Annotated in this window: 13 protein-coding genes; 8 read left to right on the top strand and 5 right to left on the bottom strand. The window is 45.3% G+C overall.

The window, feature by feature from the left end; genetic code table 11:
• Window positions 1-15: 15 nt before the first annotated feature.
• The 8 genes from DN599_RS15630 to DN599_RS15595 all read left to right on the top strand — a co-directional run bounded on the left by DN599_RS15630 (window position 16) and on the right by DN599_RS15595 (window position 7123).
• A complete protein-coding gene (locus tag DN599_RS15630) occupies window positions 16-711 on the top strand; it encodes a YggS family pyridoxal phosphate-dependent enzyme (RefSeq protein WP_110458529.1) in 696 nt (231 codons plus the stop codon).
• 243 nt (window positions 712-954) lie between these two features.
• The gene (gene proC / locus DN599_RS15625; protein WP_110458528.1) at window positions 955-1773 is read left to right on the top strand and encodes a pyrroline-5-carboxylate reductase; all 819 of its coding nucleotides are present in this window, start codon (window positions 955-957) and stop codon (window positions 1771-1773) included.
• Between the two features lie 27 nt (window positions 1774-1800).
• Complete coding sequence (locus DN599_RS15620; RefSeq protein ID WP_110458527.1) at window positions 1801-2349, top strand: YggT family protein; 549 nt, start codon at window positions 1801-1803, stop codon at window positions 2347-2349.
• Window positions 2349-2642: a DUF167 family protein YggU gene (yggU, locus tag DN599_RS15615; RefSeq protein WP_110458526.1), complete on the top strand. Its 294-nt coding sequence runs from the start codon at window positions 2349-2351 to the stop codon at window positions 2640-2642. Before DN599_RS15620 ends, yggU begins: the two co-directional genes overlap by 1 nt.
• A 125-nt stretch (window positions 2643-2767) precedes the next feature.
• Window positions 2768-3202: a DUF4426 domain-containing protein gene (locus tag DN599_RS15610; RefSeq protein ID WP_110458525.1), complete on the top strand. Its 435-nt coding sequence runs from the start codon at window positions 2768-2770 to the stop codon at window positions 3200-3202.
• 168 nt (window positions 3203-3370) lie between these two features.
• A complete protein-coding gene (gene rdgB / locus DN599_RS15605) occupies window positions 3371-3973 on the top strand; it encodes an RdgB/HAM1 family non-canonical purine NTP pyrophosphatase (protein ID WP_110458524.1) in 603 nt (200 codons plus the stop codon).
• Window positions 3973-5112, top strand: a complete 1140-nt coding sequence (gene hemW, locus DN599_RS15600; protein ID WP_110458523.1) for a radical SAM family heme chaperone HemW — start codon at window positions 3973-3975, stop codon at window positions 5110-5112. Before rdgB ends, hemW begins: the two co-directional genes overlap by 1 nt.
• 169 nt (window positions 5113-5281) lie before the next feature.
• Window positions 5282-7123 (top strand): DUF885 domain-containing protein, encoded by a 1842-nt coding sequence (locus DN599_RS15595; protein WP_110458522.1) that lies wholly within the window; start codon window positions 5282-5284, stop codon window positions 7121-7123.
• A 495-nt stretch (window positions 7124-7618) separates the two neighbouring features.
• Here the strand turns inward: DN599_RS15595 and DN599_RS15590 are convergent, their stop codons facing one another.
• The 5 genes from DN599_RS15590 to trmB all read right to left on the bottom strand — a co-directional run bounded on the left by DN599_RS15590 (window position 7619) and on the right by trmB (window position 12025).
• Window positions 7619-8560: a LysR family transcriptional regulator gene (locus tag DN599_RS15590; protein ID WP_110458521.1), complete on the bottom strand. Its 942-nt coding sequence runs from the start codon at window positions 8558-8560 to the stop codon at window positions 7619-7621.
• Window positions 8561-8903: 343 nt separating this feature from the next.
• The gene (locus DN599_RS15585) at window positions 8904-9728 is read right to left on the bottom strand and encodes a YggN family protein (protein WP_110458520.1); all 825 of its coding nucleotides are present in this window, start codon (window positions 9726-9728) and stop codon (window positions 8904-8906) included.
• Between the two features lie 261 nt (window positions 9729-9989).
• Entirely contained in the window at window positions 9990-10904 is a 915-nt protein-coding gene (glsB, locus tag DN599_RS15580) for a glutaminase B (RefSeq protein WP_110458519.1), read from the bottom strand.
• The gene (locus DN599_RS15575; protein ID WP_110458518.1) at window positions 10904-11227 is read right to left on the bottom strand and encodes a YggL family protein; all 324 of its coding nucleotides are present in this window, start codon (window positions 11225-11227) and stop codon (window positions 10904-10906) included. The genes glsB and DN599_RS15575 overlap by 1 nt, the downstream gene beginning before the upstream one ends.
• An 81-nt stretch (window positions 11228-11308) precedes the next feature.
• Window positions 11309-12025 carry a tRNA (guanosine(46)-N7)-methyltransferase TrmB gene (gene trmB, locus DN599_RS15570; protein WP_110458517.1) on the bottom strand — a complete coding sequence of 239 codons (717 nt, stop codon included), beginning with the start codon at window positions 12023-12025 and terminating at the stop codon, window positions 11309-11311.
• Between the last annotated feature and the right edge of the window lie 138 nt (window positions 12026-12163).

Here is a 12163-nt window from a genome sequence, read left to right as displayed (position 1 = left end):
CCAAAAACGTAGACCATGACAACAATAGCAGACAGACTGGCGCTAGCCCACCAAAGAATCGCTCATGCGGCGCAAAATTCATCACGTCATAGTGACGAAATAAAGTTACTGGCAGTGAGTAAAACTAAGCCAATTTCTCAGATAGTAGCCGCTTATGAGGCCGGACAACGTCTTTTTGGTGAAAACTATGTCCAAGAGGGTGAATCTAAGATTATTGCCCTAAAAGCTGACTACCCAGATATCGATTGGCATTTTATCGGCCCGCTGCAATCGAATAAAACGAAAGTGATTGCCGAGCACTTTGATTGGATGCACACCCTAGACCGTGTCAAGATAGCTCAGCGCCTAAATGAGCAGCGCCCGCCGCAGCGCGCACCGCTCAATGTATGTATTCAAATTAACATCAGCAAAGAAGCCAGTAAATCTGGGCTTCCCCCTGATGAGGAGCAGATAACGGCATTGGCAGATGTGATCGACTCATTACCACATTTATGTTTACGCGGACTAATGGCAATTCCTACAGCAACCGATGATAAACATCGCCAACAGCAAGAGTTGTCACACATGCAGCGGCTATATCAAGCATTGCAAGTCAAGTATCCACAGCTTGATACTCTGTCGATGGGTATGAGTAACGATTTGGAGATGGCGATAGCTTCTGGATCGACCCTAGTACGTATTGGCAGCGCCATTTTCGGTGCCCGTAGCTAGCGTTAATTGCCATTTGCAATCGCCTAAAATCAGGAGTAATGGGTTAGCAATAGTTGATTTGTAAGCATAGGCCCGAAAATAGCATAGCGATGCACTAAAGAGCGTAAAATTAGGTTGGTGTAAAGCGTTAATCTACATGCTGCCCCATCAGCAGGCTAGTCTATTAGATTGACAAGCCTTGTTTTTTCAGCACTTGCCCTAATATTATTAACAGCAGTTTTAGGCAAAACAACAGAGACCCTTATGATACAGAAAAAAATATGCTTTATTGGTGCCGGTAACATGACGCGCAGCATCGCCAGCGGTTTAGTCAACAGTGGCTATCCGGCTGAACTCATCCACGCCACCAACCCCAGTGAAGCTAAGCTGCAACTCTTATCGCAGCAACTCGGTATCAAGGTGTCACATGATAATCGCCAAGCGGCTATTGAAGCCGATGTTATCGTTCTGGCGGTAAAACCTCAGCTAATGCAGCAAGTATGCGAAGCATTGAGCGACTTAGATTTATCACAAAAACTGATTATTACCATAGCTGCGGGCGTAGCGGCATCACGTTATCATGATTATTTTAAGCAGCCGATAAAGCTAATTCGCACTATGCCAAACACGCCAACGCAAATCGGCTACGGTATGACTGGCCTGTATGCGCAACCGTCGGTGTCAGCACAAGACAAAGCCCTGTGCGAACAAATCATGCAAAGTGGCGGCGAAACGGTGTGGGTGTCAAAAGAAGATGATCTTAATCAAGTTATCGCATTAGCGGGCAGTTCCCCCGCCTATTTTTTCCTGATGATGGAGGCTATGATTGACAGCGCGAAGCAAGATGGCGTTGACGAAGATTTAGCTCGTCAATTAGTGCAGCAAGCCGCCCTTGGCGCCGCGCAAATGGTTAAGCAAAATCCGCAACTGTCGGCCGGACAGTTACGCGAAAATGTCACCTCTAAAGGCGGCACTACGGCGCAAGCATTAGCGGCATTTGAAGCAGCTAATTTAAGGGGCATCGTCAGAAATGCAATGCACGATTGTATGGATCGCGCCGCAGAGATGGCTAAACAATTTTAATTCAATACCGTTAAATAGAGAGATCCAATGAACGCATTTAGCTTTTTAATCAGTACCGTTTTCGACCTGTACCTGATGGTGGTCATTATCCGCATCTGGTTGCAGCTGGCTCGCGCCGATTTTTACAATCCATTTAGCCAGTTTGTGGTAAAAGCCACCCAGCCTATTGTCGCGCCAATGCGACGAGTTTTACCCTCAATGGGGCCATTAGATACCGCATCAGTGGTACTTGCCTTGTTAGTGGTTGTGACTAAGTTTGTCGTACTCAGTTTAATCGCTGGCGCCGCTATTAGCATTCCGACAATTTTACTGATATCTGTAGTCTCAGTGATTAAAGAAGCTGGGGTATTGCTGTTTTGGATGTTAATTTTACGTGCGATTTTAAGCTGGGTGAGCCAAGGCCATAACCCTATAGAAATGGTCATGGCACAACTAACAGAGCCTCTATTGTCGCCCATTCGCCGTATTTTGCCGCCTATGGGTGGGTTAGACTTATCGTTACTGGTGATGATGATCATTCTTAACTTTGTCAATATTTTGCTCGCTCAATACGTGCCATTTTGGGCCAATGTATAGTGGCGTCAGTGACACAAGTGCAAGGTGATCTGCTGCTCAAGCTCTATATACAACCTAAAGCCAGCCGGGACCAGATTGTGGGCCCCCATGGTGAGGAGCTAAAAGTAGCGATCACCGCTCCGCCTGTCGACGGCAAGGCCAACGCTCATTTGAGCAAATATTTAGCCAAACGGTTTAAGGTGCCTAAAAGCCATATTGTCATCGAAAAAGGCGAATTGGGCCGCCATAAGCAAGTAAAGGTATTGGCGCCCAAGCAACTACCGGATGAGATTGCTAACCTACTCGAGCCCTGAGTTTAGCGATAGCCAATCGACCGCCTAAATTCAATCGCTAAGCTTAAAATCGCAATGCTTAAAACCACCAAAGTTAAGCATTAAAAGCTATACTAATACCCATATAGAGTCTCTAGGAGATAACCATGTTTCGTTCATTATTTTGCGTACTACTGCTGTCACTTGGTATAGCAAGTCACGCTAACGCCGAGCAAAAACACAGCGTGGGCCATTACGATATTCATTATATTGCCTTAGGCAGCACCTTTGTCACGCCAACCATAGCTAAAACCTATGGCATAAAACGCAGTAGCTACACAGGATTAATAAATATCTCGGTGTTGGACACCAGCAAAGAGGGAAATCCGGCGATCCCGGTGGAGATTTCGGGCATTGCCAATAATCTGCTCGATGCTCGTCAGGATCTAGTCTTTCGCGAAATACGCGAAGGCGACGCCATCTACTACATCGCAGAGGTACCTTATCGTGATGACCAAGAGATCAATTTTCAGGTGGCGATAAAATACGGCAATAAGCTCAATACTCAGCTCACCTTTAAACAGAAATTTTACGTCGATTAAGCCAAAACCATAGTAATTTTCAGCTTGATAGCTCCTACACAGACTACACAGCACTTTGCTTTTTAGCCGCGGTTAAAGAGCAAAGTAAAACGCACTCCCCCCTACCGTTTCGGCCCTAGCTTGGGTATCATTGCCGCCAGTTATCTCCATCTCTCATTGGTGCTCCAAATGAATAAAATAGTGTTAGCCAGCGGCAATAAAGGTAAGTTAAAAGAGTTTGCAGAAATCTTAGGTAAATTTGGTATCGAAGTACTGCCCCAAAGCCAATTCAATGTCGAAGAAGTGCCAGAAACGGGCACTACCTTTGTTGAAAATGCCATCATCAAGGCGCGTCACGCCGCAAAAATTACCGGGCTTGCGGCCATTGCCGATGACTCAGGACTAGAGGTCGATGTACTTGGCGGCGCACCTGGGATCTATTCGGCCCGCTACGGCGGTGACAATGCCAGTGACAGCGATAATTATAATAAACTCCTAGTAGCATTAAAAGAGACTTCCGAGCAGCGCAGTGCGCGTTTTCAATGTATTTTGGTCTATATGCGACATGCAGATGATCCGACCCCTATTATCTGCCAAGCGGCGTGGGAAGGAAGTATTGCTTTCGAGCCCAAAGGCGATAATGGCCATGGTTACGATCCGATATTTATCCCTGAGCATCATCAATGCAGCGCGGCACAAATGAGCAGCGAAGAGAAAAATGCCTTAAGCCACCGCGGTAAGGCGATGCAACTATTACTTGCTGAGTTACAAGCCAAAGGCGTACTAGGCTAATGTTACTACTGCCACCGCTGAGCCTCTATATTCACATCCCATGGTGTGTCCAAAAATGCCCTTATTGCGATTTTAATTCCCATGGCCAACATGGTGAATTGCCCCAGCAGGAATATATTGATGCTCTGCTGGTCGACTTAGCCAAAGATCATCAATATGTTCAAGGCCGTAAGCTACACTCCATCTTTATTGGCGGCGGCACGCCGTCACTGTTTGATGCGATCCAAATACAACGGCTACTCGAAGGTGTAAAAGCACAAATTGCCTTTAAAGACAATATCGAAATCACCATGGAAGCCAACCCTGGCACCTTAGAGCACGATGACTTTGCCGCCTACCGTGCAGCAGGCGTTACGCGCTTATCGATTGGTGTTCAGAGCTTTGCCAGCGACAAGCTCAATCTATTAGGGCGTATCCATGATAAAGATGAAGCTAAAGTAGCGGCAAAAAAAGCCCAGCAGGCTAATTACAACAGTTTTAACTTAGACTTAATGCATGGGCTACCTAATCAAAGCTTTGCCGAAGCCATGCACGATATCGAAACCGCGGCGGCACTTAACCCTCCGCACCTGTCTTGGTATCAATTAACGATTGAACCAAACACCTTGTTCCACTCTAAACCGCCACAACTGCCCGACGATGAGGCGCTATGGCACATATATGAACAGGGGCAACAACGTCTGGCACAGCTTGGGTATGAGCAATATGAGATCTCCGCCTATGCCAAACCCGGCTATCAATGCCAACATAACCTCAACTATTGGCAGTTTGGTGATTACCTAGGCATAGGTTGTGGTGCTCATGGCAAGATAACTCTCGAAGCCGAACAACGCATTTGGCGCACAGTGAAAATTAAGCACCCTAAGGGCTATCTCAGTGCAGTAGATCACCTGTTTGATAAAAGTGAAGTACTCAATGAGGATCGCCCGCTAGAGTACCTAATGAACAGGTTACGACTGATGTCACCTATCCCTAAACTAGAGTTCGAGCAGCGCACAGGGTTACATCGCAGTGTACTCGATAAGGGGATGCTACTAGGTGAACAAAAAGGCTTGGTTGTCATAGGTGATGAGCATTGGCAGCTTACCCCCAAGGGCAATATGTTCGTTAACGAACTACTCGCACAGTTTTGCGATTAACCGTCTTACTTCTACTTTAAAAAGTGCCCCATTAAGTCCCTGCAGCCCGCGAGCACATCTCGCAGGCTGCTTTCTTGTGAACTGGTTGAAATATCTGTTAACATTTATCTTCACAAATCTACAGCCACCTTGCTTATTATGTCAGCCATTATTAAATGGAAGCCATAATATGACTATAAAAACAACAATATCAGTCGTCGCGATAGCCCTATCAACACTGCTCCCCTGCACCACTAACGCCCACAACAATTCCATCGAACCGGCAGCAACCTCGGGGATTGGCGTGACAAAACAAAGCCGTGATTCACAGCAAGCCAATCAACTATTTGAAACCATTTTCATGGAAAATGTGATGGCAAGTCCCATACGCCAAACTGAACTGGGCATAAAAACCGACTATGGTAAATGGGATGAACTGGGCAAGTCGGCAGAACAAGCCCAGTTAGCGCGTGACCAAAAGCACCTACAACAACTGCAACAGCTTAAAGTCAGCCAGCTCGATACACAGACTCAACTGAGCTTCAAGCTATTAACGCAAAAGCTGCAACAGCGCATTGCCGACCACCAATGGCGTTTGTACAACTACCCTGTTAATCAGATGTATGGCAGCCACTCTCTGGTCGCATCTTTCTTGATAAACCAACACCAAATACAATCGATTCCCGATGCGCAGGCCTACATCAGCCGCCTAAATGCAGTACCCAAATACTTTGCCCAATTAGAGCAAGCGCTCGAAGAGCGGGCTCAAGCAGGCATTATTGCGCCAAAGTTTGTCTTTGCACATGTCCTTTCTGATAGCCGCAACATTATCGATGGCGCGCCATTTAACACAGCCAAAGATAGCGCCATCTGGGCCGATTTTAAGCGTAAACTCGAGAGGCTTGAGCTCAGCGCGAAGCAGCGACAATCACTATTAAACGATGCCCAAAAAGCACTTTCCACCCAGGTTAAGCCCGCATACCAAAAACTCATCGCTTATATTACGACACTAGAGCAGCGTGCTGATGACAAAGATGGGGTGTGGAAATTTAAGCACGGCGAAGCGTTTTATAACAACGCCCTTGCCCGCACGACTACCACGGCAATGAGCGCAGAGACCATCCACCAGCTAGGGCTAACAGAGGTAGAGCGCATCCATCAAGAGATGCGCGCTATCATGGAAAAAGTGGGCTTTGAGGGTGACTTAAACGCCTTTTTCCAATTTATGCGCAGCGACAAACAATTTTATTATGCTAACACCGAGAGCGGCCGCAAAGCCTATCTGAAGCAAGCCAGCAGCTTAATTGATAATATCTCAGCCCGGCTCGATGAGGTGTTCAATGTTAAACCTAAAGCGGCAATGATCGTTAAGCGCGTCGAAGCTTTTAGGGAAAAGTCCGCAGGTAAAGCCTTTTATAATCAACCCTCACCCGATGGCAGTCGCCCCGGTACTTACTACGCCAACCTGTACGATATGCAAGCTATGCCAAAATACCAACTGGAAGCGCTAGCCTATCATGAAGGAACGCCAGGCCATCACATGCAAATAGCTATCGCCCAAGAGTTACAAGGGGTGCCTAAGTTTAGAAAGTTTGGTGGTTATACCGCTTACATCGAAGGCTGGGGACTGTATAGCGAATACTTTCCTAAAGAGATGGGATTGTATAGTGACCCCTATTCCGACTTCGGGCGCTTGGCCATGGAGCTATGGCGCTCATGTCGTTTAGTGGTCGATACGGGGATCCATGCCAAACGTTGGACACGCGAGCAGGCCATCAACTATTACATGGCCAACACACCAAATGCCAAATCTGATGCCGTCAAAATGGTCGAGCGACACATTGTTATGCCTTCCCAAGCTACAGCCTATAAAATTGGCATGTTAAAGATCATCGATATTAGAGAAAAGGCCAAACAAGTGATGGGGGATAAATTTGATATTAAAGCATTCCATACCTTGCTACTCAAAAATGGGCCGCTCCCTCTTGATGTGCTTGAGGAACAAATAATGGACTGGGCTAATAATGCTTAATAACGCCTGTATCGTTAGGAAGAGTATTGCGCTGAATAAAGGCAATGGTTAAAGAAAAATCACCCCAGCAAGCCTTGCTGGGGTAAACCAAAAACTAGGATGATGGTTAAAGCTAGCATTGTTTTAGTTATTAAAGCGTTGCTAGCGTCAATTTAAGACTGCATAGTGCTAACCTGCATAAAACCGATCAAGAGGGGTCATTCTTAATCAACTTAACGTGATCAGGTCATCCCAAATCAACTTCAACCATTGTATTAAATTAAGAACGTAGTGCAACGTGTATTATAGCTGACCATTCGCCACTGCTAAAAAACGCACTAAAACCAAATCAGAAAACTAATTAACTATCTGAATAAAAACAAAAAATATACAAACCACCCCACTAAAGGCTTATTATCCTAATAGTAAAACAATGTTTTCAATTAAATGTTTACTCTTGCACAAGCTCACCGCAGAAACAGTAACCATTGCAAAAACAATAACGAATCTACAGCATTACTTTCGCTTTGCATATAGCGACTCATAAGGCCTATCCCAATAAGGTGACGCACCGATATGCCCCTTGATAAAGTCAATAAATGCACTCACCTTAGGAGCTAAATGTTTACGCCGAGGGTAGACAGCTTGCAGGGGTAAATGGTGTGTCAATTGCCATTCAGGCAACAGAGGGACTAAGGTGCCTTTGGCTACCTCATCTTCTAATAGATAACTGGCAAGATACACCACACCTAAGCCACTGATCGCAGCCGATTTTAGGGCTGGTGCATTATCGACCCTAAAATTACCCGAGACCCCTATCTCACAATAATCATCTTCTTTCTTAAACTGCCAAACACTATGTTCATGCCACTCTCCTTGATACACAAGACAGTTATGGTCGACTAACTGCTCTGGACGCTCAGGATAACCGTGCTTTTCAACATAATCAGGCGAGGCCAGCAGTAAAAACTGACACTTCATTAAGGGTCTTGCTACCATACCCAGCGGCAATTGCTCTGACATAGTTAATAGCAGATCTAACCCTTCGCTGACGACATCCACCTTATGGTCTAACAAGCTGACCTGTAATTCTAACTCCGGATGTTTAGCCATGAAATCAGGTAATGCCGGGATAAGGTGCATAGTCCCAAAAGACTGTGAAATCCCCACTTTAAGTACACCGCGGGTGGCATCATTAAGATTGTGTACACTCGCAACCGCTTGCTCGGCATCTCTCAGTAACTCTTCACCTTGGGTATAGAGTAACTGTCCGGCCTCGGTTAGACTCAAACTACGCGTGGTACGCTGGATCAGCTGAACACCAAGTTTATGTTCTAAATCAGCAACCTGGGTGCTAACTTTAGATTTAGAAATCCCCAATTTACGCGCGGCGGAACTAAAACTACCTGCACGAGCAACATGAGTAAAAATTGCAATAGGTTCTAAAAGTTCTAACATTTAAATAGCCTTAAGGTGTTTGCGACCATATTAATATATGTTGTAAACCATAGTGATAAGCCACCCGTTTATGGTTATCTCTGTGATAATTAAAAATAACTTAACAGTAGAGTCAAACTGTTACTCATTTCATCATCGAAATTTAGCCAGCATTGTTATAATTTTTCGCAAGTATACCAAAAATTTACGCTTTAATTCTAATTCCTGCCATGCATTAGCATTGATTCTGTGGATAAATGGAGAAATGTAACCAACATGCAAACAAAAAAGCCCTACACCCAAGGCAAGTGTAGGGGAAATGTAGCCATATAAGGCCTACCAGAGAAGATGCAACAGTTCGCAGTTATTCTAACAATAGTTTCTGAGGGGGATTCATTAGGGGATAAGCTGTCAACTCTGGTACTTGTTGACGCAATTGCGACTCCAGCGCAACCAGCTGCTGAAAGTCATCACACAGTTTGTCGGCACGCTGCTGCAAATCATTACTTTGTTGCTCAATTTGCACTTCGATATCTTTACCGACATTATCCATCTTGGTAGCGAACGCTTGCATTTTTTGCTCAAACGAGTCGCCATCACCTTTCATCATCTCGCTACCTAACGTCATCATCATGCTACCAATAGAGCTTTGCACTAACTGCTCCATCTGTTGCTCAAATTCTTGGCCGAAAGTCTCTTCCAGTGAAGACTCTGTAGCACCTAGGTAAAATTTATCACCATTTTGATAAGCAACAGTATCAATTCGCTGACTTAACCCCGTCATCATTTCATCAATTTTTGCGCCACTCGCATCACCAAGTAAAGGGGTTAATGCCATACTGACCGCTGTTGATGCGATACTAACAGCATCATGAACAAGATCGATAACCTCTGGCAGCTGTCTCGACACTTCATCGGCATATTGGTTAATCAAGGTTCGTTGTTTGGCATCGAGTTGCACCTCTACGCCATCGACATACAATTTACCGACCTCGATGCGATACACCTCTTTTTCGGCCTCTGATATCACCAGTTTCTGAGGCTCTACCGCCACATCATAATTGAGGCTAACTTCACACTGGCTATTATCATTGCTAAAAGAGAAATGATTACCTTTTTCGCTGGCCTGCACACTACTGCTGACAGCCAGTAATGCACACAATCCCAAAGAGGTATTGATGTAATTCATATTATTAATCCTTAATCATAAATTGCCGATATCGATTGCTATCTGTATCACGCTGTCGTCATCATCAGATATTGGGCATGAGATACCACTATAGTTAACACTCGATAAGTTGACTTTAACTAAGCCAAATGAATACAGATTTTATGCCAAAACACATATACATTATATTATCAATCAGTTATCAAGTTTAGGTGCAGGTGTTTAACCGAGGCGTTAGCAATTTTGACCAGTAGTTAGTCGCTATTGCTAACTCATAAAAGATTAGAAAATCGAGCGACCCAGAGATTGAGATAGCATTTCAAGGGCTGCGGTACCAGCAAGTGAATTACCATTTTTATCTAACTCAGGCGACCAAACACACACGCTCATATCACCTGGAATAACGGCAATAATGCCTCCGCCAACACCACTTTTACCCGGCATGCCGACGCGATAAGCAAACTCCCCTGCACCATCGTACAGGCCAGATGTAGCCAATAAGGCATTGAGTTTACGTGTCTGAATAGGTGACACAATCGCCTCACCCGATAAACTTTTACCGCCATTCGCCAAGTAAAGCATCGCCTTAGACAGATCGGCGCAGCTCATGCGCATGGCACAATAATGAAAATAGTTTTTTAAGACTCTATTGACATCATTATTGAAATTACCAAAAGATTTCATCAAGTAGGCAATAGCCGCATTTCGGGCGCTGTGATCATATTCTGATGCAGCCACCTGCTTGTCATAGACTATATGTGGGTTACCGCTGAGGGCTCTGACAATTTCCAGCATACGCTGTTTAGGTGCGCCAAGGCGTGTGTGCAACAGATCGGCAATAATTAAAGCGCCAGCATTAATAAACGGATTACGCGGCACGCCACGTTCAAGTTCAATTTGCACTAGGGAATTAAATGATTGTCCCGACGGCTCTTTTCCTACGCGAGACCAGATATCTAGTTCTTCATACAGGGTGAGAGCCACAGTCAGGCTAAATACTTTGGAGATACTTTGTATCGAAAAAGGCTCTAAATAATCACCAGCACCTATGGTAGTACCATCAATGGTGGTGACGGCAATGCCTAACTTACCGGGATCGACATTAGCTAATGCAGGAATATAATCGGCGACCTTGCCTTGGCCGAGCAGGGGGCGAACTTGCGCCACCACCTGCTCTAATAATGCCTGTTCGGGCATTAATTCCACCAAATATCATAAAGCTCGCTAACTTCAACCTTGGTTGTCGGTTGTTGCTGCCAAAACGCACGTACCGCTTCACGGTCTTCTTCGGTGCACTTACCGATAGACTGAGTGGCAATAATACCTTCCCACTCTTTATGTCCACCACCGTGGAAGCCTAACTTACGCGCCTCTATCACTTGGGCAATAAACTGATCCACTATAGTGTCGATCTGCTCTTCTGACACTGAATCGTCAAATGTCCAGTTAACATCAAATCCAAACTCTTGAAACTCATCAATACGCAGTTTTTTGCGAAGACGACGGCTACGTGTTGCCATATTTTACCCCGTTAATTGCTAACAATACTTACTCAAATACAGCCAAATTAATCATTTGATTATCATGGCAATGTTAAAATCTTATTCACAGCGTTCGAACATTAGATCCCATACGCCATGGCCGAGGCGATGACCACGGGCTTCAAACTTAGTTAAGGGACGATGCTCTGGTCGTGGCACAAAATCGCCGGTAACAGACTGATTTTTATAACCAGGTGCCGCGCTCATTACCTCAAGCATATGCTCGCTGTAATTTTCCCAATCGGTTGCCAAATGAAACACACCACCAATCTTAAGGCTGTTACGAATCGTCTGCACAAATTCAGGCTGCACAATACGACGCTTGTGATGACGTTTTTTGTGCCAAGGATCGGGGAAAAACAGCTGCACCCGCGCAAGAGAGCCAGGTAAGATACTGTTTTCGAGCACTTCAACCGCATCATGATGGAACACGCGTAAATTGGTCACGCCCGCTTCGGCGGCATCGGCTAAACATGCGCCAACCCCTGGCTTATGCACTTCGATACCAATAAAGTTCAGCTCAGGAGCGGCCTTAGCCATCTCAACCAGCGAGGCCCCCATACCGAAACCTATCTCAAGTACGGTATCTGCTTCACGGCCAAATATGGCGGCTAAATCCAGTGGCTGTGGCGAGTAATCTAGCCCCATCACTGGCCATTGTTGCTCCATTGCAACCGCTTGACCTTTTGTTAAACGCCCTTCTCGTAATACAAAGCTTCTTACTTTACGAAGGTATTTACCCTCTTCATTAAATTCAGCGGTGGTAACGTCACTCATTGTTTTAGCCTCAATAATCTGCCAGCGATGGCCATATAGTCTCTGATGTAGCTTAAATTAGGGTTATCTGCCGATAACGGCGCCTCACCAGCAAGATTGTAGTTAACCTTGATACTAGGGCCTGTTGATCTTTGCTGG

It is taken from the genome of Shewanella algidipiscicola, from assembly GCF_900380485.1.
Lineage (GTDB): Bacteria > Pseudomonadota > Gammaproteobacteria > Enterobacterales > Shewanellaceae > Shewanella > Shewanella algidipiscicola.
The sequence above is the reverse complement of the archived record's forward strand: the minus strand, read 5'-3'. Positions and strand labels throughout refer to the sequence as shown.

Coding starts and splice junctions, on each gene's coding strand:
- DN599_RS15620 (WP_110458527.1), top strand. CDS start 1,801: ATGAACGCATTTAGCTTTTTAATCAGTACCGTTTTCGACCTGTACCTG.
- trmB (WP_110458517.1), bottom strand. CDS start 12,025: ATGAGTGACGTTACCACCGCTGAATTTAATGAAGAGGGTAAATACCTT.
- DN599_RS15595 (WP_110458522.1), top strand. CDS start 5,282: ATGACTATAAAAACAACAATATCAGTCGTCGCGATAGCCCTATCAACA.
- glsB (WP_110458519.1), bottom strand. CDS start 10,904: ATGCCCGAACAGGCATTATTAGAGCAGGTGGTGGCGCAAGTTCGCCCC.
- hemW (WP_110458523.1), top strand. CDS start 3,973: ATGTTACTACTGCCACCGCTGAGCCTCTATATTCACATCCCATGGTGT.
- DN599_RS15585 (WP_110458520.1), bottom strand. CDS start 9,728: ATGAATTACATCAATACCTCTTTGGGATTGTGTGCATTACTGGCTGTC.
- DN599_RS15575 (WP_110458518.1), bottom strand. CDS start 11,227: ATGGCAACACGTAGCCGTCGTCTTCGCAAAAAACTGCGTATTGATGAG.
- DN599_RS15610 (WP_110458525.1), top strand. CDS start 2,768: ATGTTTCGTTCATTATTTTGCGTACTACTGCTGTCACTTGGTATAGCA.
- rdgB (WP_110458524.1), top strand. CDS start 3,371: ATGAATAAAATAGTGTTAGCCAGCGGCAATAAAGGTAAGTTAAAAGAG.
- DN599_RS15590 (WP_110458521.1), bottom strand. CDS start 8,560: ATGTTAGAACTTTTAGAACCTATTGCAATTTTTACTCATGTTGCTCGT.
- DN599_RS15630 (WP_110458529.1), top strand. CDS start 16: ATGACAACAATAGCAGACAGACTGGCGCTAGCCCACCAAAGAATCGCT.
- proC (WP_110458528.1), top strand. CDS start 955: ATGATACAGAAAAAAATATGCTTTATTGGTGCCGGTAACATGACGCGC.